Origin of the sequence: Microbulbifer sp. THAF38 (genome assembly GCF_009363535.1) — a bacterium.
In the GTDB taxonomy this organism is placed as follows: Bacteria; Pseudomonadota; Gammaproteobacteria; order Pseudomonadales; family Cellvibrionaceae; genus Microbulbifer.
In genome coordinates this window covers 925,380-950,185 of sequence record NZ_CP045369.1, presented here as the reverse complement: position 1 = coordinate 950,185, position 24,806 = coordinate 925,380, and the positions used below count along the sequence as shown (strand labels likewise).

21 protein-coding genes and 1 pseudogene are annotated in these 24,806 nt (G+C 43.8%); 4 read left to right on the top strand and 18 right to left on the bottom strand.

Annotation, left to right across the window (positions count from 1 at the left end; genetic code table 11):
* Nucleotides 1-6 precede the first annotated feature (6 nt).
* The 14 genes from FIU95_RS04190 to FIU95_RS04125 form a co-directional block, all read right to left on the bottom strand.
* The gene (locus tag FIU95_RS04190) at nucleotides 7-657 is read right to left on the bottom strand and encodes an HAD family hydrolase (protein WP_152451782.1); all 651 of its coding nucleotides are present in this window, start codon (nucleotides 655-657) and stop codon (nucleotides 7-9) included.
* A complete protein-coding gene (locus FIU95_RS04185; RefSeq protein WP_152451780.1) occupies nucleotides 641-2,254 on the bottom strand; it encodes an aldolase catalytic domain-containing protein in 1,614 nt (537 codons plus the stop codon). The genes FIU95_RS04190 and FIU95_RS04185 overlap by 17 nt, the downstream gene beginning before the upstream one ends.
* 150 nt (nucleotides 2,255-2,404) lie before the next feature.
* On the bottom strand, nucleotides 2,405-3,220 hold the full coding sequence (locus FIU95_RS04180) for a hypothetical protein (protein WP_152451778.1): 816 nt from the start codon (nucleotides 3,218-3,220) through the stop codon (nucleotides 2,405-2,407).
* A gap of 45 nt (nucleotides 3,221-3,265) precedes the next feature.
* The gene (locus FIU95_RS04175) at nucleotides 3,266-4,252 is read right to left on the bottom strand and encodes a hypothetical protein (protein ID WP_152451776.1); all 987 of its coding nucleotides are present in this window, start codon (nucleotides 4,250-4,252) and stop codon (nucleotides 3,266-3,268) included.
* 1 nt (nucleotide 4,253) lies between these two features.
* On the bottom strand, nucleotides 4,254-5,489 hold the full coding sequence (locus tag FIU95_RS04170; protein WP_152451774.1) for a glycosyltransferase family 4 protein: 1,236 nt from the start codon (nucleotides 5,487-5,489) through the stop codon (nucleotides 4,254-4,256).
* 10 nt (nucleotides 5,490-5,499) lie between these two features.
* Nucleotides 5,500-7,368 carry a glycosyltransferase family 2 protein gene (locus tag FIU95_RS04165; RefSeq protein ID WP_152451772.1) on the bottom strand — a complete coding sequence of 623 codons (1,869 nt, stop codon included), beginning with the start codon at nucleotides 7,366-7,368 and terminating at the stop codon, nucleotides 5,500-5,502.
* A gap of 9 nt (nucleotides 7,369-7,377) precedes the next feature.
* Nucleotides 7,378-8,493, bottom strand: a complete 1,116-nt coding sequence (gene rfbB, locus FIU95_RS04160) for a dTDP-glucose 4,6-dehydratase (RefSeq protein WP_152451770.1) — start codon at nucleotides 8,491-8,493, stop codon at nucleotides 7,378-7,380.
* Nucleotides 8,494-8,667: 174 nt separating this feature from the next.
* Entirely contained in the window at nucleotides 8,668-9,540 is an 873-nt protein-coding gene (rfbD, locus tag FIU95_RS04155) for a dTDP-4-dehydrorhamnose reductase (RefSeq protein ID WP_152451768.1), read from the bottom strand.
* A 151-nt stretch (nucleotides 9,541-9,691) separates the two neighbouring features.
* On the bottom strand, nucleotides 9,692-10,240 hold the full coding sequence (rfbC, locus tag FIU95_RS04150; protein ID WP_152451766.1) for a dTDP-4-dehydrorhamnose 3,5-epimerase: 549 nt from the start codon (nucleotides 10,238-10,240) through the stop codon (nucleotides 9,692-9,694).
* A 53-nt stretch (nucleotides 10,241-10,293) separates the two neighbouring features.
* Complete coding sequence (rfbA, locus tag FIU95_RS04145) at nucleotides 10,294-11,232, bottom strand: glucose-1-phosphate thymidylyltransferase RfbA (RefSeq protein ID WP_152451764.1); 939 nt, start codon at nucleotides 11,230-11,232, stop codon at nucleotides 10,294-10,296.
* Between the two features lie 97 nt (nucleotides 11,233-11,329).
* Nucleotides 11,330-12,964: a polysaccharide biosynthesis/export family protein gene (locus FIU95_RS04140; RefSeq protein ID WP_152451762.1), complete on the bottom strand. Its 1,635-nt coding sequence runs from the start codon at nucleotides 12,962-12,964 to the stop codon at nucleotides 11,330-11,332.
* A 133-nt stretch (nucleotides 12,965-13,097) separates the two neighbouring features.
* A complete protein-coding gene (locus FIU95_RS04135) occupies nucleotides 13,098-14,330 on the bottom strand; it encodes a sugar transporter (protein ID WP_152451760.1) in 1,233 nt (410 codons plus the stop codon).
* A 6-nt stretch (nucleotides 14,331-14,336) separates the two neighbouring features.
* Nucleotides 14,337-15,047 carry an ABC transporter ATP-binding protein gene (locus FIU95_RS04130; protein ID WP_152451758.1) on the bottom strand — a complete coding sequence of 237 codons (711 nt, stop codon included), beginning with the start codon at nucleotides 15,045-15,047 and terminating at the stop codon, nucleotides 14,337-14,339.
* Complete coding sequence (locus tag FIU95_RS04125) at nucleotides 15,044-15,835, bottom strand: ABC transporter permease (protein WP_152451756.1); 792 nt, start codon at nucleotides 15,833-15,835, stop codon at nucleotides 15,044-15,046. The genes FIU95_RS04130 and FIU95_RS04125 overlap by 4 nt, the downstream gene beginning before the upstream one ends.
* 1,190 nt (nucleotides 15,836-17,025) lie before the next feature.
* Between FIU95_RS04125 and FIU95_RS04120 the strand changes: the two genes are divergently transcribed.
* Together FIU95_RS04120 and FIU95_RS04115 are read left to right on the top strand one after the other, a co-directional pair.
* Nucleotides 17,026-17,589 (top strand): hypothetical protein, encoded by a 564-nt coding sequence (locus tag FIU95_RS04120; RefSeq protein ID WP_152451754.1) that lies wholly within the window; start codon nucleotides 17,026-17,028, stop codon nucleotides 17,587-17,589.
* Nucleotides 17,590-18,002: 413 nt separating this feature from the next.
* A protein-coding gene (locus FIU95_RS04115) for an IS3 family transposase (RefSeq protein ID WP_152451752.1) occupies nucleotides 18,003-19,141 on the top strand; the annotation gives its coding sequence in 2 pieces (ribosomal slippage) (nucleotides 18,003-18,252 and nucleotides 18,252-19,141; 1,140 coding nt in all).
* 679 nt (nucleotides 19,142-19,820) lie between these two features.
* Here the strand turns inward: FIU95_RS04115 and FIU95_RS04110 are convergent.
* Nucleotides 19,821-20,195 carry a hypothetical protein gene (locus FIU95_RS04110; protein WP_152451750.1) on the bottom strand — a complete coding sequence of 125 codons (375 nt, stop codon included), beginning with the start codon at nucleotides 20,193-20,195 and terminating at the stop codon, nucleotides 19,821-19,823.
* 341 nt (nucleotides 20,196-20,536) lie between these two features.
* On the opposite strand from FIU95_RS04110, the pseudogene FIU95_RS04105 reads away from it, so the two are divergent.
* Nucleotides 20,537-21,476, top strand: a pseudogene (locus tag FIU95_RS04105) (IS110 family transposase).
* 28 nt (nucleotides 21,477-21,504) lie between these two features.
* Here FIU95_RS04105 and FIU95_RS04100 read toward each other — a convergent pair.
* Together FIU95_RS04100 and FIU95_RS04095 are read right to left on the bottom strand one after the other, a co-directional pair.
* A complete protein-coding gene (locus tag FIU95_RS04100; protein ID WP_152451748.1) occupies nucleotides 21,505-22,065 on the bottom strand; it encodes a hypothetical protein in 561 nt (186 codons plus the stop codon).
* Nucleotides 22,066-22,178: 113 nt separating this feature from the next.
* A complete protein-coding gene (locus FIU95_RS04095) occupies nucleotides 22,179-22,457 on the bottom strand; it encodes a hypothetical protein (RefSeq protein WP_152451746.1) in 279 nt (92 codons plus the stop codon).
* Nucleotides 22,458-22,719: 262 nt separating this feature from the next.
* Here FIU95_RS04095 and FIU95_RS04090 point away from each other — a divergent pair, with 262 nt between their 5' ends.
* A complete protein-coding gene (locus FIU95_RS04090) occupies nucleotides 22,720-22,947 on the top strand; it encodes a hypothetical protein (RefSeq protein WP_152451744.1) in 228 nt (75 codons plus the stop codon).
* An 82-nt stretch (nucleotides 22,948-23,029) separates the two neighbouring features.
* Here FIU95_RS04090 and FIU95_RS04085 read toward each other — a convergent pair whose 3' ends face one another.
* Nucleotides 23,030-23,527 (bottom strand): GrpB family protein, encoded by a 498-nt coding sequence (locus FIU95_RS04085; RefSeq protein WP_152451742.1) that lies wholly within the window; start codon nucleotides 23,525-23,527, stop codon nucleotides 23,030-23,032.
* Between the last annotated feature and the right edge of the window lie 1,279 nt (nucleotides 23,528-24,806).

Genomic DNA, 24,806 nt, shown 5'->3' with positions numbered 1-24,806 from the left:
ACCAAATTAACTGGTCAAGCTCGAAAAAGACAAAATTTCCTCAGTTTCCGAAAATAAGCTTGATGATCTTACGGCTTCAGGTGATGCCGAATATTTCGATACAAAAAGGAAATCGATTTCACATTCTCTAGCAGCTTCTAGATCACTTAAAGAATCACCAATCATCAGAGCCTTGCCCTTTGATTCGGATAATATTTTTCTTACATTATTGGCCTTTTTTTCTGGAGAACCGAGTATATCTATAAAATATTTACTCAATTTTCTCTTGGCAAACACTTGCCGGAGTTCATCTTGATCTGAGCCGCTAGCCACATAACATGGCATCCCAAGGTTTGAAATAAACTCAATAAATCCGTCACAAATGGCTGCTGAAAGATACAATTTTTCACAAGCTCTTGCATATAGATTTAATACCTGGCTATAGCGATCTGAAAAATCACTCTCAGAAACTTTGATCACATTACGTAAAAAAAACTCTACGTGATGATAGCGTGACTTTCCAAAGTTCTTAGCAAAATAATCCAGGGAACTGGATATTTCACTCTCAGAATATCCGGTCAAAGCCCGATCCATCGCCTGAATTTTCAATGCATTTGAATCCAGAATTACGCCATCACAGTCGAATATATAAAGATCATATTCAAATAGATGGTGCATAAATAGATCCTTCGCTTATAGGATAAGTAGTCGGTGTCAATGATAAAATAATGTCATCACTGTGCTTGTCATGCACAGCCATCATTAAATCGATCATCTCCTGTTGCCGCTTATCTCCTTTGTCGTAACCATCAAATCCGACTAGGCTTATTGCCTTAGCACCACCAATAAGAGCAATCGAAAGCGCATAGCCCGCAGTCAACTCTAGCGGAATTACACAATGTGTTTCGGAATAGTCGAAAATCCCACTCTCAACCTGTAACCCATAATCGATAATTTCTGAATAAGGATTTAAAACCTCCATATCTTCAGGAGAGAAGCGTTGACGTGGAAGAATTATTGGTTTATCAGAATTTTGATACTTTTCTTTATCTGCAAGGAATTTAGAGTTATGGGAGATAACGATATAATCAACCAAATCCTCATCTATATCGCCATTTAGATTGATCACCAATACGACAGGCTTTCTATCTCGGATATAATCGGATATTCCAGAGTTGTACCGGTTAACACTATTGCCACTACCGACAATAAGAACTTCACGACCGGAAAACGCATTCAACAACGTATCCGACCCGCCCACTTCATTGCTAATTGCACTCAATTGCAGCGCTTGTTCGAGTATCTTGCCATCGTAAGAGGAGGCATTTGCACTACTTAGATAATCGATCGCTCCTACAATTTCGTCTGGACCATATCGCTCATCTGACAATAAATTTTGTACATAGGTTGGATGTACATCATTCTGTGCACCAAGAAAATAAAGAAGATTACTTCCCCAACCGTATTCCTTTTGCATCAGGCCAAAATGCCTGACGACCAAATCATAAACCGGCTTTGGAGCATATGGCGCATTGGTTTTGTTCAGCACTGCCAACAGATTTTCCGTTTGAGCATTACCGGCACCTCGGCCCATCCCTGTGACCGTTGCATCCAACCAAGTAACGCCTTTGTTATGGGCTGCAATCGTATTATCCAGCGCCTTCCCCATATTGTTGTGGGTATGTATGCCGAGCTCACCATCCCAATGCCGCCTCAATGCGGTGATAATCCTGAATACCTCATCGCTATCCATATTCCCAAGCGAGTCGGCAAAGTAGAGAACATCCAAGCAACCCCAACTGACTGCTAACTCCGCCTTTTCGGCGATTACATCGCAAGGTTTACCGCCAGCCTGCATAAGATTGAAACCAACTATATATCCTTTTTCCTTCAAAGCCTTAACAATCTCGCCTGACGCCTCAACCTCATTAAAATGAGCCGCTACTCGAACCAGACCAATTTTGCTATCGACTTTATTGATAAAAAGTTTATCGATAGCTTCAATCACTGGAATCTCGGCAGAAAGAATTGTCTTTGCATCAACCATGACTCCGTAAACCGGGCCATCAGGCAATTCTAAGCTCTCGAGAAACAATTCTGTTGTATATGCAAAAGGGCCCAAAAAACCGTTCTTTGGGAATGACCGTAACCCTAACTCTACAAAATCCACTTTTGCCTGTGACATGGAAGCGAGGTAAGAATTTACGATATTGGGATCAAAATCCCAGCTATTATAATACCCGCCATCTCTTAGCGTGCAATCTAGTATCATCATCTACCTTCCCCCCTTACAGAAACTCTTCCTAATATAATTTTTCATTCCGAACCCAAATACACCCAAATCACTGAAGTGAAGAATCCTGTCAATTCAGTTAAAAAAACTTATTAATTACTAATTATCAAAAAGTTAATTTCATTAAAAACTTCATAAGTCATCTTTATCCAAACCTAACAACTCAAAAACTCGGGTTCGAGCTGCATCAAACCTATTGGAACTAAATCTCTTCAGGCCAAAAACTCCATCTTCATGTACAATAGAGTCAACATCTTTCACACATGCGATCCTTTTATGCCCTTCCAAGTTTTTAACCAAGTTATCGACACGCTTTACATTGTTTCTTGCACAATAAAATTCTATTGCCCATGCAAACTCCACTTCTTCGACAGGGTGCGAAGCAAGCTCGTCAAACTCAATGGTGCCGTAGTATGTTAACAGAGGATATATTAATTCAAAAAATATATCTCTCCTGAAAAAACACCCTTCAGCTCTAGCCTTATAACGCTTATCCGAGTCTAATGCAGTCAATAGCAATTCTGATTTTTTGTAATTTACTGCCTTATCATACCAGAATCCATTCCGAGCCATGAAATGTGGCTTAGCTGCACCTATGTCAAACTTCCTTATGTATTTATTAACCCCACTGCCAACCATTAGATCAGAGCTTGTATGAAATAAAACATAATCAAACTGCACACCCAGCCTTATAGCCTCAAAAACACACTGAAGCATTGCATGAAATATCACACCATATGCTGTTTTCACCCTATTAAAGAGATGAATATTTCCAAGATCTAGAATTGACTTCTTTATTATTGGATTTACATCCAGTCGATCATTAAACTCATTACTCAGGTGCACGATATGGAAAACATCGCCATCGAAACATTTATTATATGTAAGTATTTGCTGCCTTAATAAATTTGCATCACCACTAGCAGTCGAAACACACAAAATTGTCATTTTAATTCCAAGCTTAGATTGAATATATTTTCATGTTAACTGATGCTAGAGCAGAGATTTGAAGATTATTTTAATGGCGTCATCATGAGATAATGAACCAAATTCACCATAATAATCCTCATTATTAACTTCAGCACAAAATATATCATTGCCAGAACAGAATTCTTTGGAGATATATAAATTTGAATCCTCGTAAACGGAAAGAATATTTCTTGCCAGATCACTAGAGATCAATTTTCTGGATAAGATTCCATTATTGATGTTTTTTCCCAATATAATCTTGTTGACATGATTCAATCTTTTTCTTTTCTCGAAAGGCTTCATGTCTTTACATAAATTATTAATAATAAATGCAATCTCTGTCGTCAGAGGGTCCCAAGAAGAGTTTTTTCTTTCCGGGCTTGGAATGTCATCACAAGAAAACCCAATCAAATTGCAAAATTCTTGAACAACATTTACATCCCTCCTATATGGAGAAAGGACTATGGAATCTTTTCCAAAGGCGTCAACCCAAGGCCTCAGAAGTTTACTGTAATCGTAGTAAACACCTTTGTTTAACACTTCTTTTAACCAAAAATCATAAGGCTGAGATGCACCCGCTTTAGCCAAAGTACTAAGCCTTGAAGTAAAGCAGTCATCCTGTCTCCTTAAAAAAACTACGATCTTAATCTTATATTCTTGGAAATTTTTTTCAAAAAAACTTTTTACAAAATTAATTCCGTTAACTCTAAGACGAGATATAAAGTGCTCTGAACTTAGAATCACATTTTCGACATCGCAGTTTTTTAGCTTGATCAATTCACCCCACTCTTTATCTGGATCACCATATCCTGGAGGAGCAAATTCAAGCTCCCTACCATTATCCAAACTATGTATTGAGTTAACTAATGATGAATGAACTTCATTTTGAAATCCGATCTCTGGATATATAAAACCCTCACTATCAAGAGCCGATCTATTTTCCGCTAAAAAGTTTTGAATGGAAGTAGTACCAGTCTTTTCATGGCCTATATGCAAATATATGGTTTTCAAGTTAACTCCCATAAACTTCATTTAAGTGCATTTCTGCGCATAGAAAAATAGTGAGTGGTTTTACAATATTTTTTGCAAGGCTTAGCTTAGAATCTAAAGACGCTTTAACAATTTCTCTTGATAATGCGATACTACTGCGATTTCTGAAATGAATTCCAGTAACTCCATCTAATATTTTTTCCTGCATTCCACCAATATCACTTCCGATCAACGGGCGACCGTGGTTAAAGGCTTCCTGAATTACCATCGGTGAGTTCTCCCACCATACCGAAGGAATAATCACCCAGTCAGCCTGCTCCATCAGGCGACCGATCTCATGAGACTCATAGGAGCCGTGTAAAGTAACCAAATCACCGAGGTCTTCCAGCAGACCATGGATTTTTTCCTGAAACGCCTCTGTTTGCCCCTCCAGGTTTGCACCATGAATATCAAGATGCACCTTCTTTTGAATATCTTCTGGCAATAGCCTAAAGGCCTCCAGCAGCACGTCCACACCTTTGAATGGATTGATCTGGCCAAAGAAAGCAAAACGGCCGCGGCCCTCCCCTTCTGTTAGCTGGCGCGCTGCTGGTGCTTCAATCTCCGGCTGACCATTTTCAATCATCACCATTTTTTCCTCGGGAATCCCCCAAGCTTTATAGCGCTCGATCAGAAAATAGCTAGGGGAGACAAACATATCCACTAAATTGAAAATGGATTTGATATATTTTTCTCGCAGAAAGAAGTCCGCAGCAGAACGTTCGGGGAAACAGCGTGCGCAGTCGGTAGGAGATGACTTATAGCAGAGCTTCATCTGCTTACCCGGTTTAACCATTTGGCCGTTATTAGCACAGATGGCCAAGTACTCATGCAAGGTTACAACAATACGTGCATTCGGCAGTGTATTCCTTACCTCACGTATTAACTCCAACCCCATATGTATGTAGTGATGAAAATGTATTACCGTGGGTTTGTAGCGTTCAAGTAGTGCACGAAATTCCTGCCATACATGCTTTTTACAGCCAGACTGGAATAGGAAAAAGTCGGACATATGGGTATGAAATAGAATTTCCTTGTCCGAATTAATCGTAGAAAAGGCGGAACCCCCATGGGAAGGCTGGTCGCTTCGTGCCAGAAAAACTGTATCCAAGCCCAGTCGTTCATATTCCTTAAACAGATTATAGGCAGCCACTTCTGCACCACCCTTGCTATGATCGGGGTGACCGTGGGAAACAATCAGTATTCTGTGTTCAGTCATCGATAATTCCTTAACGAACCAGCTGTTCAATCAGGCTTCCCCAGCGCTCTGTGTGTTGCCAGGCATTATATAGAGTGATCTTAAATTTCCAGTCACGGTTCTCGAACAGATTTTGTGACATACGCTCCAGGTGGTAGAGCTTTTCATCGGTAAGTACATAGTGACGGTAGCCCGCCTTCCTCAACTGCAGACAGAGATCAGAATCTTCAAAATCACCGAGTACATAGGTTTCATCCAGGCCACCCACCAAATCATACAAGGCTTTGCTAATAAACATGCAAGCGCCTGTCACTGCTGGTGATTCCATAACAGAATCAATATCTACCAGCCACTCTGGATTTCCCTTACCCGGATGTTCATTCAGCCACAAATTACCAAATTGTGCACTTTTGGAAAAAGTCATTCCCACATGTTGGATTGTGCCATCATCAAAAACCAACTTTGGTGCAACCACACCAACATCTTCCAGTGAAGATGCTTGTTGTTCAATTCGTGAAATCCAGCCGCTGCTACTGGGGATAATATCTGAATTAAGTAGCACTAATTTATCTGCGCTGGCATAACGCGCACCGAGATTATTAGCTCCTGCGTAACCTAAGTTACGGCCACCATATATCACCTTAAAGTTTACTGGGAACAACTTACTGGTGTCATAGCAAAAAGGTATAAATGCATCATAGAGACGAGGGTCATCTAGAACGTAAATCAGCTCTGTCTCGGCAAAATCGGTATCTTCTGTAAATTGAGCTATCTGATGTAGCAGGAAATCATAGCGTCCATACAGTGGCACTATGACACTTCGCTTGGGTTCTTTTACTTTTTGGCCGAACTGTAATACTTCTACTTTTGGTTCCTCTAGAAGAAAGCGTCGATTAACCCAGAGCGCTGACAATGCCGGACCAATATGTTTACGCATATTGTCCCGGTATTCCCTGCCATCTACATTGAAGTTCACCAATACTTGCTGACTAGCCTGGGTAATATCCTCGCGAATATTAGTCTGCTGAAGCGGAACAACGCCCAGGTGACCTTCTTTAGTGAAGAACAGCAGCTCCAATCCAGCTCTCTCTATAAGGTGAGGCATAGGAACCCAAGTAAAAAAGCCCGCTTTATAATTAGGTTCAGCTCTGCCAGGAAAAGCCTCTAATACATCTACGCGTGCAAAGCGTGCAGATTCCTCAAGTAAATTTTTGCTATAGCTACCATCTGTAGTCCGCAACACTAAACTTGCCAGATCCCGCTGACCATCAAGCAGCCATCCAGAAAGAAACAGTCCATGGCCGGGTACTGCTAAGATACTGTCCCAATGCCAGTCGACCAGGGTCTTGAGCTGTCCCTCCTCCAGTTTCTTTAAGCCTGGGATCTCAAAAACCTTATTGCCCATGCTCTCAAACATGGCACTAAGCAATTCTGCCTTTTCTCCGGTGCGCCATGTCATACAGTGGCCAAATAACGCTTCACCACTTAACTCTATAAAAGGTTTTAGCTCTATCTCTTTGGCCTGGCCGTTTGCACTTACGGTCATGCACAGTAATTTGTTATCCACTGCTCTATCATAGGGCCACTCAACCAATAAGCTGTAACCCCAGCAGCTATCACCTTCGAAGTTGAAATGTTTATTTACATCTAGCCTAGTGGTTCGAAGAGTGTAATATTTAATATCCTCAATATTCTGAGTATCGGACTCTTCTTCGCTACCAATATATTCTAGGTGAAAATCCAGGGATTCATGTTCGGGGTGAAAGGCCCACCCCTGGATCAAAAGATGCTTTCCACCGACAACACCACAAATGTCTACCCATACTTGCACTTGTTCTGAAAAAGTTTTTTCCGCCGTATCTAGAACAGCCTTAAAACGCTTTCTTATATTAATTCCCATAATCTATCTTCACACTCTCTCAGCGTTGCAGTATTGCTGCTCTATCCACTGTCGATAACTACCATCCATCACAGCCTGCCACCAGCCGTCGTTCTCTAGATACCATCGCAGTGTTTTACGAATACCGGTTGCAAAACTCTCCCGTGGTTGATAATCAAGTTCAGAATTGGATTTTTGAGGATCTATGGCATAGCGACGATCATGCCCGGCCCTATCCTTTACAAAGGTTATAAGACTCTGTGCTTTCCCTGCTATTGCAGATACCGCTTTGGGGTACTTCTCAGCGAGGTCCGGATTTTCGGCAAATTCAGAGTTCATCCGCTCACAAATCAACTGAACGATATCGATATTTGCCCTTTCATTAATACCGCCTATGTTGTAACACTCTCCCAATTGTCCTTTTTTGATTACCAAATCAATACCTCGCGCATGGTCCTCTACATACAACCAGTCGCGAACTTGCTGGCCATCACCATAAATTGGCAATGGTTTATTTTGTAGAATATTAGTGATAACCAGGGGTATCAGTTTTTCTGGAAAGTGATAAGGGCCATAATTATTGGAGCAATTACTCGTAGTAATATTTAGCCCATAAGTGTGGTGATAAGCTCGTACTAAATGATCTGAAGCAGCCTTACTAGCCGCGTATGGGCTATTGGGAGCGTAGGGTGTAGTCTCGCTAAATGCGGGATCCTCAGGGCTCAGAGTTCCGTAAACTTCATCTGTGGAAACATGGTGAAAGCGGTGGTTGTCTTTGTTGACTCCCTCGTCCAACCAGATTTTTTTTGCCGCCTTGAGTAGGCTATGGGTACCGATAATATTGGTTTCAATAAAGGCATCTGGGCCACTGATGGACCTGTCTACATGGCTTTCTGCTGCGAAGTGCACCAACGTGTCTATTCTATACTCTTTAAGAAGGGTTTCTACCAGAGATGTATCGCAAATATTTCCCTGACAAAAATAGAAGTTGCTATTTTCCGATACTGGTTCCAGATTAGTTCTATTACCGGCGTAAGTTAATGCATCCAGAACTATTACTTTGTCTTGGGGGTAAGTTTTCATCCAGTAGTGGATAAAATTTGCACCTATAAAACCGGCGCCACCGGTTACCAGCAAGTTACTCATTTGTTTCTGCCATTACTTTTGTAGAGTTGGATACTAAAGCCATACCTTTACAAAGATATACCCTTAGCCCCTCAATGCTTTCTATTTCTATTCAGTCTATGTGCCTTGCCGACACCTATTCGATAATAATTCTAGATGCACGCTAACACTCTGGAATGATTGTGGGGTCCTTCTTTAAGAGCCAGCCTTTTCTTGTAAAACTCGGCGTAATACCTGGCGCCAGTGTTGTAATTCAAAATTCAAATCCATCACCAAGCTTGACTTATCCAAAACACTATATGCTGGCCTTGCCGCAGGAGTAGGATAGTCGGCAGTGCCTATTGGCCGTATTTTTACATTTACCTCATCGACCAACAGACCAAGATCCTTGGCCTCTTCATAGATAGCCACGGCAAAATCATACCAACTGGCGGTACCAGCATCCGTACAGTGATAAATACCACTTATTTCAGGATTGCTAACTACCATGAAGATAGTTTCGGCCAGTGTTTGAGTACTTGTAGGAGTTCCTATCTGATCAGCTACAACCCCCAGCTCGTCTCGCTCGTTCATAAGGCGAAGCATAGTATTGGTAAAATTGGCTCCATGGGCGCTATAAACCCAGGCAGTGCGCAGAATAACCGCTTGGGGTAATATGCTTTGCACGGCTGCTTCACCAGCAGCCTTACTTTCTCCATATACCCCTAATGGACGAACCACATCTTGCGGCTGATAGGGTGTAGAACTCTGGCCATCAAATACAAAATCTGTGGAGATATGAATCAAACGTATCCCCATCTCCCGGCAGGCTTTAGCCAAATTTTCCGGGCCTGTGGCATTAACAGCGTAGGCTTGCGCTTTCTCTGATTCCGCCTTGTCCACCGCGGTATAGGCAGCCGCATTAATAATTGCGGCGGGCTTATAGTGAGTCATTGCCTGTATGACCTGATCCGCACTCGTGATATCTAGATCGTTTCTGTCTAGTGCTATCAGCTCTATACCAGCCGGAATACGTTTTTGCAGCTCTTGTGCCAGCTGGCCATCTTTACCAGTTACTAAAATTTTCATTGACTTATTCACATTGAATTAGGAGGCACTAGCTAGTGTTTTGACATCTCTGACTGAAACTACAAGCTTGCTTAACTGATTCACAAGCTTTTTATGTCAGGAAAAAACTCTTGAGCCGAATATTGTGATCTAGGATTTTCTGCTGCAGGTCCTAAGGGAAAGGAATAGCCTCTTTTAGGCTTTTTCCCGCGGTATCTTTAGTAGAGAGTTGAGGTGCTTTTCCATCTACCAAAGGCCATTCAATCGCCAGTTCTGGATCATCCCAGCGAATGGAATGCTCATACTCTGGCGCATAGTAATCAGTGCACTTATAGACGAACTCCGCTTCGGCACTAGTGACGTAGAAACCGTGAGCAAAGCCTTCCGGGACCCAAAGCTGTCGATTATTTTCTGCCGAGAGGGTGACTCCTACCCATTGACCAAAAGTTGGGGAGCTTTTTCTTAAATCTACCGCCACATCAAAAACTTCGCCTTTCGTTACACGTACCAACTTGCCTTGGGTTTGCTGAGTTTGGTAGTGCAGCCCACGAAGAATTCCCTGGGTAGACTTACTATGGTTATCTTGGACAAAGATCCTTTCTGCACATTCACGGTTAAATAAATCCTGCCGATAGGATTCGAAAAAGAAACCACGCTCGTCACCAAAGACTTTTGGTTCCAGGATTTTCACGTCGGGGATAGCGGTTTCTATTACTTTCATACTGCTTCTTTTCTTCTTTCTTCAAAAAGTGGAACGAAGGGTTTTCTATTCATTCAAAGAGCAGCGGCCAAACGCTGCTGAGTGAAAGGAGGTGCTTCCCCAGATTCCAACAACAAATTCATTAGGTATTCACCATAGCCGCTCTTTAACAGCGGTTGAGCCTGCTTTTCCAGCTGTTCAGCACAGATAAAGCCCTTGCGGTAAGCCACTTCTTCCGGGCAGGCAATTTTCAGCCCCTGGCGACGCTCCATAGTCTGAACAAAATGTGCAGCCTCAAGCAGGTTGTCATGGGTTCCGGTATCCAGCCAAGCGCTGCCACGGCCCAATAATTCAACATTCAATTGATCTCGCTCAAGGTAGATATTGTTAATATCGGTGATCTCCAACTCACCGCGGGGGCTTGGTTGAACTTCTCTTGCCAAATCACAGACTTGCTTATCATAGAAATACAAGCCAGTTACCGCGTAGTTAGATCTTGGTTGAGCTGGTTTCTCTTCTAAGCTAACGGCTTTGCCTTCCCTATCAAACTCTACAACGCCATAGGCCCTTGCGTCGGCGACGCGATAGCCAAAGACTGTCGCTCCCTCTTCATTCGCATCTGCACGCTGTAATATCTGACTAAAGTGCTGGGTATAAAAAATATTATCACCCAATACCAGAGCGCTCTTATTGTTACCCACATGCTCACGACCAATGATAAAAGCTTGCGCGAGGCCATCTGGGCTCGGCTGTATCGCATAGCTGATGTTAACCCCCCATTGAGAGCCGTCTTCCAGTAGGCGCTGGTAAAGATACTGCTCTTCTGGTGTGGTGATGATCAGTATGTCCTGGATACCCGCCAGCATGAGTGTTGTTAGCGGGTAGTAAATCATTGGCTTGTCGTATACCCCCATCAACTGCTTGCTAACCCCCTTGGTAAGGGGGTATAGACGCGTACCGGAACCACCCGCCAGAATAATTCCTTTTCTGGTTGAACTTCCCTTTGTAATCATCTTTTTCTCCTTGGAGCTCAATGAGTCGCCCACTATTTCCAGCATCTCCAAAACTTTTATATTCAAAGATCTGGAGAAGAAGTATTACCCGGTACCCTTAGAAAGACAGTACTGCCGCTGTGCCTACGGCAATACGGTAAAGAATTTCTGTGACATCTTTAGTCACCTGCAACTCACTAGAGCGCACCTCTGGCATCACCATAATTTCATCACCAGGGCGCAGAGTATCTTTCAGACGATTATCGAACTTGCTCTCTTTAACCCGACTGATGGTGCCATCTAAATGTAGAATTACTAATTCATCTTGATTCGCGCTATTGGAGAAACCGCCAGCCATTTCAATGTAGTCTTCCAATGTATGGCGTTCATTAAATACCAGTGAAGTTGGAAATATCACTTCACCCACCACTGAAACCGTGGAGTTCCTAAGTGGTACCACTAACCTATCACCATCCTCCAGCAACATATCTCCGGCCTTGGGGTTATTAGCCAGTACCACCTGTCCTCGAGGTTGTGCTTTTCGAGCCTCAGCAATGAACTTTTGAATCATGGCGGCGTTTTCCGACTGAGCCCCTTTTTCCAGCTCAGTGTTTGGTTGGCGGGTAAGTACTTCCATTTGCAAAGCGTCTAGGGAGCGCTCTAGTGCAGCGCGCTGCTTCTTAGCCACGCTTTTTCGGTATAACTGCACTGCAGACTGATCAGCATTACCGCGAAACTCGAGCTGTGACAGTAGATCTTCAAGCGTAGCGCCGTAGGGGAGTACATAGCTTGCGGGTCCATCCAGCTCACCGCTCACACTTACGGATATGGACTTGATATCGTTATCCCGAACTAATTCGACTCTAGCGCCTGGGTATAACGCGGTATTCAGGGCTTCTGCCAATGGCAGATAGCTGGCTTGCTGCTGATCATCAATTACCTGAGTAATACGGGCAAAGTTAGCCTGGGGGTCCGGCTTGGCGACCAGTAGCATTTCCCCTAACTGAGTGTAAGGGCCGGTAAATTCTATCTGCGCAGCCTGTTGCACCGCGCCTTCGATTGAAACGGCTCCATTACGCGCCCCAACAACAATGGCATCACCATTGCGTAGCTGCAATGCGGGCATGCTGCCGTCGGTAAGAAAATTATATAGATTGACCGTTTGCAGTAGCTGATCACCACGCATTACTTTCACATCTATAAAGCTTCCACTTTTATGATCTATACCGCCCGCACTATCGAGATAATAGAGAATGGAGTCTGATGAAAAGCCATTAAATAGCCCTGGATTTTTGACATAACCCGTTACAAATACTTTGACCGGTTGGCTGGCCTCCAGGTTTGCGTAGGCTCGTACATTTTTCTTGAATACACCTTTTACATGGCGTAATACAAAGTCATTGAGTTCGCCATTTTTTACGCCGGCCACATGTACTGGCCCCACTTCCGGTACAAAAATATTACCCTGTGGGTCCACCGCAAGAGTTGCACTAAAGCTATAGGCACCCCACAGTTGCAAGTTAATTTGATCGCCGACGGTTATGCGATAATCTGGGTTGAAGCCACTAAACGGTTGATCTTTGAAGGCCCCCTGAAACAGAGACTGACCAAAGACCGGCGCACTTGGCTGAGGAAGCTCAGTAGAATCATTCTTTTCCAATAGCTGAGTTTCCAGAGCTTGAGCATTCGGCAGCGCAACACCAGACAATAAACCAAGTAATACCCCAAGGGTTTTAAGTTTTCTCACGATCATTTTTTCGATCTTTTCTTTTGAGTCTCTGTTTTTAATATCCAGACTTTGCCTTGCATTATCTGGGTAACTAGCGCTTTTAGGCAGCCACTTATCTCCTTGCTCACCAGTCTTACACTCGCAAGCAAGAAAAGGATTAAATCCTGTGGTCGCGAATACTGGATATCAACATTTTCACAATGCCATAGATCAGTAGCAGAATAATGGCTAAGCTGGTTAGGTTATAAAGCTTACGCGGGTATTCTGCTTTCTCCGCTAAAGAAGGCTGGCTTACAACCATCAAGTGTTTAAGTCTGCCTGAGGCTTCCATTCGGGCAGTTTCTAATGCTTTTAGTGATGCTGCGTAGGCATCGGTGGCAAACTGAAGGTTCAATTCTAAATTCTGGAAATGCGCACTCAGGCTGTTAAGACGCTGCTCCCCCTGTGCATCTGAAACACCAACCAAGCGTTCCTTTTCTGCGGCTATTTGCTCTTCCAGCGCGCTGATTTCAGCCTGCATTGAGACAACCTGAGAAGAGTCGGGATTTAGATAGGTTTTGGCCGCCGTCAGTTTGGCGCGCAGCTCGGCAAGCTTGGCTTCGAGCCCCTGAATAATTCCGCTGATCCCCTTTGTTAGCTCTTGTGGGCTTACAACTTTGTTACGGTTTTGGAAATCGAGAATTTCCTGCTTAGAGGCACGCAATTTACTTTGAGCCAACTCGAGCTCACTGCGCACAAAAGCTACCTGCTTGTCAGCAAGTTGATTGCTGATAGCATTGACAAAATCTTCAGATTTCTGGGTAACAGTCTCAACCAGACTGCGCGCGAACTCAGGCTCAAAAGCCTGTATCTCTATTGTGATAATACCCGTCGACTCATCGTGACCAATGGCGATATGCTCACGATAGTATTCCAGGTAGTCCTCCTGGGTAGCATTGGAGTCAAGGCGAGAGAAGATATCGTAGCGATCGCTCTTGTAGTAGCTACTCAACTGCAATGTCTTATCCAGATATACAGCCATATCCAAGGACTGAATATAGTTAACTACTAGGAAAGCATCTTGATTGTCGGCCCCTACACCTGGCAAAAGGAAGCCAAGGGAAGATGACATTCCTTGACTCGAGCCATTATCTTTCACAATCAGCTGAGTGCTACTCACATAACGATCCGAAACAAAGAAAAGGTAATAGGCGGATACCAAAAGCAGGGGTAAGCCAACACACAGTAGTAATCCACGCCATGCGCGAATACCCGAATGGCCAGGTTCCGATGGTGGTTCATTCGCAGCAAAGCCTGCAAACATACCTTTTACAACCTCAGCCGTTCTTTTTAGTGCGCCACTATTGGGCTTAGCTTTTTGCTCTGAGACAGGTTGCGTATTTGTTTCCATTTTGACTTATGCCTTAAGTGCCTGTTCGGCTCTATTCTGTTGTTGCACCTTGGCCTTGGGTATCCCTTGCTGATAAAGTTCAATAGCCTCATCTACGGTATCGAAAATCTGTAATCCTTCCGGGCCGAGGTAAATACCGACATCACAATTCTTTTTCAGTTGCGGCATGGCGTGAGCAACAATAATAAATTTGGCTGATTTACGCTTTTCGGCGATAACCTGTTCACACTTATGCTTAAAGTGCGCATCACCAACGGACATCACCTCATCCACTAGATAGCAATCGAAATCCACGGCGATGCTCAGACCGAACGCTAGGCGGGAACGCATGCCGGAGGAGTAGCTCTTTACCGGCGCATTGAAGTAATCACCAATCTCGGCAAAGTCCTGGACCCTATCCAATACTGCCTGCCGGCTCCTTCCCCAGATGCCATGAATACCACAAATAAACTCGGCATTCTCACGGCCAGTCATACTGCCCTGAAAACCGCTAGCAAGCCCCATGGGCCAAGATATACGCTCGTTGGTAATAACCCGCCCATAATCTGGATAATCGATCCCGCCCATAATTCGCAACAGGGTTGACTTACCGGCACCATTTCTTCCGAGAATGCCAATATTCTTACCTTCCGGGAAAACGGCATTGACATCTTTGAACAACACCTTGCGACCATTCGGTGTGCGGAATGACTTGGTCAGGTTACGCAATTCGATCATTTGCTGCGCACCAAGTCTCGCCACTGGCTGCGGTAAACCAATAGACCAAAGCCAAGCATTGCCAATGAACTGAATGTCAGGTATGGCAGGTTGGCAAACATGCCGTGGTAACTGCTAAACAGCCCCTCACGAGTAAGCTCAATGACATGCAGCAAAGGATTCCATGCGAGATACGGATGGTATTGCTCAGGTACCTGCTCCAAAGAAAAGAACACACCTGACATAAAGTACAGCGGTCGCAGAATCAGTGGTCCAAACTTGCCCGCCTCCGGGTATTTGGCACCGGCTACACAGAGCGCCAAACTCATACCAAAACAGAAACACAGGTAGAGAAGATTCACCGCAATCAGTAGCAGAAAATTATTAAAAGTCGCGGATATACCCACCCAAGCTAATATTCCCAGTAGCGCGATCAGGCTTATCAGATAGACAGCAAATTCCAACATTACCCGGCTCATAACCGCATCAAAGGGGCGCAGCTGGCGATAGTTGAATAGACCGCGGTTGGAGTCCACCGCTGCCATAGATTTACTAAAGCAGTGGGAAAAGAATAAAAATGGGGCTATACCAGCGAGCATAAAGAGCACTGTGGGGATCCCCGGGTAGAATTCCCTCCCTAGGAAGCTGAAGAGTGTTGCCAAAACCATGATATGCATGGCCGGCTCTAGCAACACCCAGGCATAACCCAGCTTCCACTTACCGAATCGAGTTTTCATCTCGCGCACAAGTAACGCGAAGATCACATCTCGCTGGATCTGCCAGACAGAGCGTGAAGTTGTTGGACCCATAGCAGCTTTTTCTTGGACAATTGTGAGCCAGTTCTCTTTTAGCACATGCCTGGAACTGGGATAATTAACTCAGACCTACTTGGAAGGAATTACTTCACTTAGCCGAGTGGTGCTTATTTGAGCTTCACTCATTTTTGCTGTGCGAGCACCTTAGCTCACAGAGAGAGAAGATGACTCTTCCTGAATACGCCAGCGGCCTAATTGACCAGCGCAGCATCCTATCGCAGCCACCAAATTTCGTCATACCAAATTAATTACGCGCCATTACGTACACCTCACCCAATTCTAGTCTTCACTTAACCACTAAACTTACACAGATTGAATGCCACTCTCAACGAATGCCTAGTGCCTGACACCAATAGATAAAACGAGGTTTATATAAGGTGATCATCCAAAACTGCTTAAGTAAACACTCACACATCAACTCTACTAATAAACTAGTAATAGTCGGGTCAATCAATGACCACGTTTAGTATATTCTTCATACGCTTTGCATTTATTTCATACAGCACTCAGCGATATATACCAATAGGCTCATAAAGATTTAGCCTGAAAGCATATCTAGGGTGCCTCTAAATAATTCTGTAACATCTATGCCCTTGATAGCGAACCACTTTGGAAGCCAAAAGCAGCACGGAAATATTAAGAAGCCCCCCAGGAGGTCTCTAACCGATAACTCTAAGCCATGCCCTAGACTATCGCCTCCCTACAGCTCCTCTCATACTGCTCCTCTAGAAGTAAAGCTACCAATAATAAATAGATGAAAAAGTGATGAGATCGATACTTGGAACAAAAGTACCAATACACTCTGGGAGCTCTGGACAGCAAGAGTTTAACCATTTCTTCATAGGTCAGTATCTGATTGATGAGATGCGCTCGAGACTTACCACATTAGAAAAGCTAGGGAGTTGATATCTTCGAACCAATCCTAGGGTGATGGTGAGCGGCGGCCCAGCACCACTTACGTCCTGCAGCTCCAGTTATACAACCCAAAAATCACCAACATTCACATTGAGTGCATTTAGGAAATCGATGAAGAGGGCACTAATGCCAGTGGCATGGATGGGTCAAAAACAAAAATTTTCCATTCTGCGGATGAGAACAAACCGATCAGAGTAGTTTATAGGCAGCAAGAATTCACTCAAAGAGGCAAGGACTGAGAACAGATAAAGCAGTAGTCGAGCAAGGAAATGGCCAGACCAAAAAAACCCCGTATGGTGAGCGACATAGCATTGCCGGACAACCTCTACCCGGACCCACGCCATAGAGAAAACTACTGGCGCAATCACTGTAACGCCCTAAAGCCCTTTGGCGAGGACTTTGAATCCATCCCAGTGCACAAAGCAAAGCTAGCGGATCTGCGCAAGTGGCGGGAATCCCTTACCTTTCATCAGCAGCATGCACGCCGCGCAGAATTTAATAAATTCTTTAATTTCTTAATGACTGAAGGCTTGTGCAAACTCGAAAGCAACCCGTTTGCCACTGCCGATGATCGCCCCCGCCTGCTGGAAAAAGGAAAGCTCGTTAAAAAGCGTCAACGCTTAACTCTGGAAGCTTACTGGACCATTTATGAAAAGACAGGGGAATTAGGTTATGAAGCGCTACAGGTTGCTATGGGTATCAGCATGCTAACCACCATGCGCCGCGCTGATATTTGCGAGCTGAACTTTGAGAAACACTTGCAAGGTGAACACCTTCGCAAAACAATTAATAAATCCGAAGCACAACGGGCAGTCTCGCCGCCAGTCATCTAAGTTTTAATTTAAAAACGCACCAACAGTTTGGCAAACTCATTAGCCGCGCCTGGGAATTCAGCTTAAGAAATTACCATTGCTTTTGATTCTTCTTTTTAGGTTAGGGTACAGAGAGTAACTCTATGGATAGGTCAAGCATGGCAAACTCAACATCCGCCGTGAGTAAAGAATCAAATGAGATAGGGGTTTTGAAAGGATAAAATTCAGGCGAAAAAAAGGGCCTAAAGGCCCTTTTTTCTTTCTTGCGAGTTTGTATTTACTTGGTAAGAAGCTGTGAGTTTTTTCTCGCAACCTTTGATAGACAAGGAAAATTTGGTGGAGCTAAGCGGGATCGAACCCTCTGACCTCAATGTAGTGGTCTAATACTTCCGGACACTTCGCTAAGATGGTAAAAACACCAAGCGAGGTGATGTATGACAACGAAAGGTACACGCCGGCAATTCAAGCCGGAGTTCAAGAAAGACGCCGTAGCCCTGGTCTCTGAGCAGGGATATTCTATTTCTAAAGCCACAGAGGCTGTAGGAACCACTGCCAACAATCTGCGACGCTGGATAAAAGAGCTGAAGCAGGAAGAGAGCGGAGAAAGGCTGGATGTCGGCGAGCGCGCAGAATTGGACCGGTTACGACGCGAAAACAAGCAGTTGCGGATGGAGAAAGAAATCCTAAAAAAGGCCAGCGCTTTCTTTGCGAAAGAAATGAAGTAAAGTACAACTTTATTAAAGAACAGCAAGGCAGCTTTCCAGTTAGGACACTCTGCCGAGTGATGCAGGTAAATAAGAGTAGCTATTACGGGTGGTATCAGCGTAGTAATAGCTCAATAGATAGCCAGACATGGAAACTATGCCATCGTTTGAAGGCCTTATTTTCTGAATCTCGACAGAGTCTCGGAAGCCGTCGGTTAATGAAACTGTTACGCAAAGAAGGCTTTAAAATTGGTCGCTATCGTGTCCGCAAACTAATGAAAAAGCTAGGTTTGAGAGTAAAACGCAAGAAGCGATTTACACTGACGACAGACAGCAAACACCAACTACCTACCGCGGAAAACCTTTTGAATAGGGAGTTCTCACCAAGTGTTAAAAATCAAGTTTGGACTACTGATATCACGTACATCTGGACTGCACAGGGCTGGCTGTATTTGGCGGTAGTGATTGATCTCTATTCACGTAGGATTGTTGGTTGGCATCTAGATCGCCAGATGGAAACGGCCCTGGTAAGTCGTGCATTGATGATGGCTGTTAATTTGCGTACACCGCCAAAGGGTCTTCTACACCACTCTGATCGAGGCAGTCAGTATGCCAGCCATACCTACCAAGCGCAGTTGAAACAGCATGGTATGGTGTGCTCAATGAGCCGCAAGGGAAATTGTTGGGACAATGCACCGACTGAACGCTTTTTTAGCAGCCTAAAACGAGAATGGCTGACGGGAAATATCTATCCGACAAGGGAAGATGCGATAGCCGATGTGAGGGCCTATATTGCTTATTACAACTCACGCAGGATACATTCATCACTGGAGTATATAACCCCTATCGAATTTGAAAAATGTGCTTAAAGAGGTGTCCGGTTAGACTTGACCACAACACAACACTGCCAATCCTCAGCACACAAAAATGTAAGTTACTAAATTTTAAAGGAAAACAGCTGTTCTCCAGCCACAATCCTCTCTCTCCCCGATGATAGCGCACTGACGCATTAACCACCCCCTCCACAATTAACACCTACCATATTCAAAAGGTAGGCGTCTACTCCATGGGGGAAGGTTTCAAGGTTTCGCCCGAAGGGCAGGAACAACCTGCCGTAACTTGTTATGAAGTCTACTATTGATGTAATCTTTGACAATAAAAATCTTCAAATACTCACATTCTTTAAGGTGAATTGGCTTATAGTTTTTACAGTAACCCTCTTTATAATCAACTATGCGAACTCCATTCATTAACTTTGGGCATATATCCATTGCATTCCCTTTAGCAACGTAGTACCAGCCTTTCTTTCTCGGTTTAGGACTAAAAACAACACCTAAGTAATCTCTTGCCAATGAAGGACAGTCATTTACTATTGCTCAACGTTAATGGCATTCACGGATGCACTGCAAAAAAGAATTAGTAAGACGAGATATCTAATAATTTTACTGACAACGCCATGCTCAGGGGCGGCTTGCTATGTGCGCTTTATTGCACGAAAATGGGAATGCAGTCACCACACAAAGTAAGCCGTCGCCTTGTAGCGTATTATTATGGTCTGCTCTGTCGCTCAGGTACAAAGTATGCAACACCTCGACACTCCATGTACTGATTGCATATTCCACTTGAGGCTTTACCACAAGCCTCTACAACGACGCCATTACCTCCTAAGCTATGAGCTCTTACTTTTAGATCGTTTACCAAAGCACGCTTGTTCGGCTTTGGTTCATCTATGCGCTCTTGGCAATATGAAGTGTCAACAAAACCTAATATCACAGCATCATACTTAGAAATTTCAATGGGCGAGTACTCTTTTACCGCAGTGGTTATCACCCTATCTTTTGCATACGATCTCAAGTTTGTATTGAATGTAATTCCGCTACATGCAGTTACAAGCGCTGCAAAAATTATTATAAATATCTTCATTCTTGTCTCCTGCCATAACGCCGCGTTCAGCCGCGGCCAAAGTTGGGTGGACTTTGTGGTATAAGCGCAACGACCACAAAAAGCGCACAGCTTTGGACCTCCTGCTGCAACGCCTTGTATGGTTGTTCTTGTCTGATTCTGATGTTGAAAATCCTTTTCGCTAACGGGTAAATTGAGACCCACCTTCGGCGGCCACCGAAGGCCTTGTTTGTCTCAGTTCGCTGCTAAGCCGGTTCATAAAGACCGATAACAAGTATGAACGTGACAGACACTCACTAGGCATAACTCGAATAGTCATGTGGGCCTCGAGCCCGAATAGCAAGGCGGAGATAGCTTATCTTATGGAACCTCAAGAGATCAATGTCAGTATCGATACCAGCAGAAACAACTCGATATTTATGTGAGACCTACTGGCCAGTTCTTTAGTGTTACCAATAACAAAGAAGGTGTTAAAGACACCATCAAACAACTACAACCGCTTAAACCTCAAAGAGTATTAATCGAGTCCACAGGAAGACTAGAATTAGAATTCGTCTGTGCTGCTCATAAAGCGGGGCTGCCGATAGTTGTTTGCAATCCTTCGCAAGTAAGAAACTTTGCAAAGTCAGCGAGGCGGCTCGCCAAAACAGATAAGCTAGATGCAATTGATATCGCACATTTTGGTGAAGCTATGAAGCCAAGTTTGTCATCAATCAAACCAGAAAAACTCAGAAATATCAGTGATTTGCTGACGGTCAGGAACCAGTGCTTAGAAATGAGCACAATGCAAAAGAATCGTCTCAAGAGAATGCCTAAGTCTGTTCATAAGCCCATTCAGGCTATCTTAAAAGCCATCAAGAAAGAGCTAGAAGGGATCGATAAGCAACTTGATAAACTTGTTAACAGTGTTGCCGAGTGGCGACAAAAACGCGATCTCTTATTAAGCGCTAAAGGAGTCGGCAATGTACTGGCTTACACGCTAATGAGCGAACTTCCTGAGCTGGGCAATTTGAACCGCAAAGAGATTTCGGCAATTGTGGGTATCGCCCCGTGAATCGTGATAGCGGTAGCTTCCAGGGTAAACGTTATATTCGAGGTGGGCGACATCGTGTACGCACGGTTTTGTTTGTTTCTATGGTGTCAGCAATAAAATGCCACCCTAAATTAAAGCCAATGTATGAGCGCCTGGTCGCTGCTGGTAAACCAAAAAAAGTAGCCCTTATCACATGTATGAGGAAGCAACTTACCAGCCTCAATACGATGGTAAAAAACAACAATTACTGGAATGAGAAAATGTCTTAAATACTTAACAAGGGACCATAGCCACTTGTTATGCTTTTTTGCAAATTTCAGCATTAATCCAATCCGATGCCACCCCTAAAGGATAATCGGAGTAGTTGTATATTTGATCTTCACTTAGACCCTCAACCTCAATTAGGTATTTTACGGCAATATGATAATCTCGATACTTTATACGATCATGGAGCCCCTCTACCCCAGAGGCGCAAAGACTAATAGTTGAATCTCCGCGGACATATTCAGCCATACCTTCGAGCTTCCACTTCTCTATTCCGAAATGATGAATTCCTAACTGCCAGAATTGCTCAATATGTTTTGCTTCATGCGAGATAACGCCAGGTAATGGAGTATCGGCATCCTGAACAGCTTGCTTATTTATATACGCAACGCCAACGAAAGGGAGTGTAAATCCTAGCGAATCTCCTGCGACTGGATTAAGTACTTTATACACCAAAGGGGCTTCAATTACATAAACCCTATCTCTAACATTCTGTGAGAAAACAAAGGCGTGGGCGGAAAACGTACCATGAATTAAAAACCAGGCCCACGTAATAATATTAAATAGAGACCTTACTATTCTTTTGACGTACATTTATACCCACACCCTAATTAGAAGCATTACGTCTCGCTAAACGGCGGGCGTTAGCAAGTCCGGTAGAGGCCACATTTTTTGTGGCCGGAACGAATTTAAGCTACTTGTTATGTTTATCCACAGACAATCTTCTCCTCGCCCAAGCGGTAAGTATTATGTGCTAGTACATATGCACCAGACAAAATTGCTGTTGTAGGAACCAATATTGGTGAAGCTATGAGCCCCTCAAGGGAGTAGTAGCTGTCGGTAGCCTCAGCAAGGTCAACAACTTTGAGGGTTAGGCGGTTTGTTGAAATTTCACAACGTGCGGTCTGTTTATCTGAGGGTGCAGGAACCGTAACGCAGCTAATAACATTGATCGAAGCTAGGAATATGTAAATAAAATTACGCAACTTACCCTCCTTGGGTATACATAATGACTACAACAGGGGCGGCTTAAGCGTAGCATAAGCCATCCCGCGAAAAGCCAAAGGCCCGCATGTACTTGTTAAACTTCTCTAGCTCACCGAGCTTGGCAAAAATTCAATGGCACAACCACTTCTCTCTAAGGTAGAACCAGCCATATTATAACCACGGAGTGACTCTTTAAAGAAATAGATATTATCACCAAATTTTTTCTTTTTCTTGGTGCCTGAAATAAATTTGGATTCTAATATGGGATTTAACCCCAATTCTTTACGCCTTTTCTATATGCGTCTCAAAATTTCAGAAACTAGTAACGGCCCAACAATTTACAAACCTTCCTTGGAAGACAGGTCTTCTATAGATGGGCTTTCCTTGGTGCAAGCGAATACTAAATTATTTACGCTGTATATGGCAAAAGTTACTGTGGATAAAATTGCTTTGTTCATAATGTGTAAAGCCCAGCGCACCTTCGAATAAAGCTGTGCTTCCCTGTGTAAAAACAATAGCGAAGTAACCAACACAAATATGCATAACATTGACGGTCCGGTGCAACTCCTGGTTAGTAGTGGGTCGATAGCACACGTTTTATAAAGGGCCACTTACCTTCGGTATATGACTCTCTGTCATATGCCAATTCTTTGGCAAGCACTTGCTTTAGAAGGCTATACTCTTTTGCTATATTTTTGTCGTTTCTCAGTATATTTCTAAACTTTATGCGCTGTATCCAAAGCTCACTTTTGTAGGGAATCAAGTGTAAATGATGTGTCCGATGATCTGGAGTAGGCTTGCAAAACCAGTGCATGACTTCAGCTTTATACGGATAATAGCAATAGCCATTATCTGAAAGAACTTGAATGGCTCCTTTAGTACTTTCAAGATCTTTAACTCCAAACATGATATCTACTATTGGCTTAGCCAACATACCCGCTACAGACGTGCTTCCAACGTGCTCAATTGATCCAAATAGCCACCCGCCAAGTTTATCCTTGAGAAATACCTTTTCTTTCTCAAATGAGCTCTCCCATTCTGGATTGTATTCTTCAAGTTCTATTTTCATACGGACCCAATCGGACTGATAACGCCGCAAGCACCGGCAAAGGCCAGCGGCTCGCCGCGTTGTGGCCTTTGCCCTCGAGCAGCGCAGCGACGAGTTAGTGACTTGCTTTGTTAAATGGCTTTGAAATCAGAAGTGCGACGGCAGCGAATACTGGGTACTTAACGAACCCAGCCATGTCATACCACAGTGGCAGTCCGCAGTTTCCTAAACAATCAAAACCACCAAGCTCCGTAATAAAGACACCAAACCCAATAAGTGCAGTGGTGGTCGCCAACACAACAGGCCTTCGACGTGACAGCTTAGAAAAGACGATAACGCACAATACAAACAAAATTAGTGAATGAACCAGGTCAAATACCAAGCGCAACGACCAGTAGTCTATTCCCGTGAAAACCAATGCGTTGGCAACTGCACCGTTTAAAAAAGGCACTAAAAACCACGCACAAAACTCGTAAACGCAAAAACATACGAGAATCCATACTACGGACTTTGAATGCTTACTTAGCGAACTGTCTTCGAGTATGTCACTCTTGGGGGCTTCGTATATGTTGTTCATAAAGACCATTTAACGCTCTAATTTGCGGCGGTTGCCGCACCGCGGTAACCGTCCGGCAACATTAGCTTGTTAGGTGCTGCTACCTTTAGCGGGTGTACTCGATTATTGATTAAGAAACCTTCTAGTTCACTTAGCTCGGCAGGTAGCTTGGCGCCCTCATGGGAACCGCATCTGATAAACCGGAACCCCGCAGCGAATAGAATTTGCACCTTACGCCACTGCCTCTTATCACCTGCCTTTGGTGCCTTAAAGCTACGCCCCATCTCATGCATACATTCGCCACAATCTGGACAAGGGTGACATCGAGCTGCCTTTTTACCAGAGCACTCAACAGGTCTTTTGTAACTTTTTCGGCAATTGAAGCATGCATGAGCCACCAAATATTCGGGACCACGATAGATTGGAACCGGCTCAGGCGGATTAATAACACGGGTTCCCGTAGCCTTCCGCAATTCCATTCTTCGGTGCTTTTCTAGATTTACACTCATAATTCCTCTGGGCACCTAACAGTGTATTCAAAAGCAGCTGTAATATATCACCCACCACTATATCCATAGGCTTCATTCAGCAACGATTCAAAAAAATCCTATAGAAACATTAGCTTACTGACAATTGGCACCAGCGTGCATAAGTGGATTTATTGCAGCCGCATCATATCCCGTGATTTTCGCTACTATATATCTATTTGCAAACTCCATAAAAGTCAAAAGGTTAGTAACTTTT

Bases quoted from the DNA above. Each gene is read 5' to 3' on its own strand.
- FIU95_RS04190 (WP_152451782.1), bottom strand. From the start codon at position 657: ATGCACCATCTATTTGAATATGATCTTTATATATTCGACTGTGATGGC.
- FIU95_RS04185 (WP_152451780.1), bottom strand. From the start codon at position 2,254: ATGATGATACTAGATTGCACGCTAAGAGATGGCGGGTATTATAATAGC.
- FIU95_RS04180 (WP_152451778.1), bottom strand. From the start codon at position 3,220: ATGACAATTTTGTGTGTTTCGACTGCTAGTGGTGATGCAAATTTATTA.
- FIU95_RS04170 (WP_152451774.1), bottom strand. From the start codon at position 5,489: ATGACTGAACACAGAATACTGATTGTTTCCCACGGTCACCCCGATCAT.
- FIU95_RS04165 (WP_152451772.1), bottom strand. From the start codon at position 7,368: ATGGGAATTAATATAAGAAAGCGTTTTAAGGCTGTTCTAGATACGGCG.
- rfbB (WP_152451770.1), bottom strand. From the start codon at position 8,493: ATGAGTAACTTGCTGGTAACCGGTGGCGCCGGTTTTATAGGTGCAAAT.
- rfbD (WP_152451768.1), bottom strand. From the start codon at position 9,540: ATGAAAATTTTAGTAACTGGTAAAGATGGCCAGCTGGCACAAGAGCTG.
- rfbC (WP_152451766.1), bottom strand. From the start codon at position 10,240: ATGAAAGTAATAGAAACCGCTATCCCCGACGTGAAAATCCTGGAACCA.
- rfbA (WP_152451764.1), bottom strand. From the start codon at position 11,232: ATGATTACAAAGGGAAGTTCAACCAGAAAAGGAATTATTCTGGCGGGT.
- FIU95_RS04140 (WP_152451762.1), bottom strand. From the start codon at position 12,964: ATGATCGTGAGAAAACTTAAAACCCTTGGGGTATTACTTGGTTTATTG.
- FIU95_RS04135 (WP_152451760.1), bottom strand. From the start codon at position 14,330: ATGGAAACAAATACGCAACCTGTCTCAGAGCAAAAAGCTAAGCCCAAT.
- FIU95_RS04130 (WP_152451758.1), bottom strand. From the start codon at position 15,047: ATGATCGAATTGCGTAACCTGACCAAGTCATTCCGCACACCGAATGGT.
- FIU95_RS04125 (WP_152451756.1), bottom strand. From the start codon at position 15,835: ATGGGTCCAACAACTTCACGCTCTGTCTGGCAGATCCAGCGAGATGTG.
- FIU95_RS04120 (WP_152451754.1), top strand. From the start codon at position 17,026: ATGGCCAGACCAAAAAAACCCCGTATGGTGAGCGACATAGCATTGCCG.
- FIU95_RS04110 (WP_152451750.1), bottom strand. From the start codon at position 20,195: ATGAAGATATTTATAATAATTTTTGCAGCGCTTGTAACTGCATGTAGC.
- FIU95_RS04100 (WP_152451748.1), bottom strand. From the start codon at position 22,065: ATGTACGTCAAAAGAATAGTAAGGTCTCTATTTAATATTATTACGTGG.
- FIU95_RS04090 (WP_152451744.1), top strand. From the start codon at position 22,720: ATGGGATTTAACCCCAATTCTTTACGCCTTTTCTATATGCGTCTCAAA.
- FIU95_RS04085 (WP_152451742.1), bottom strand. From the start codon at position 23,527: ATGAAAATAGAACTTGAAGAATACAATCCAGAATGGGAGAGCTCATTT.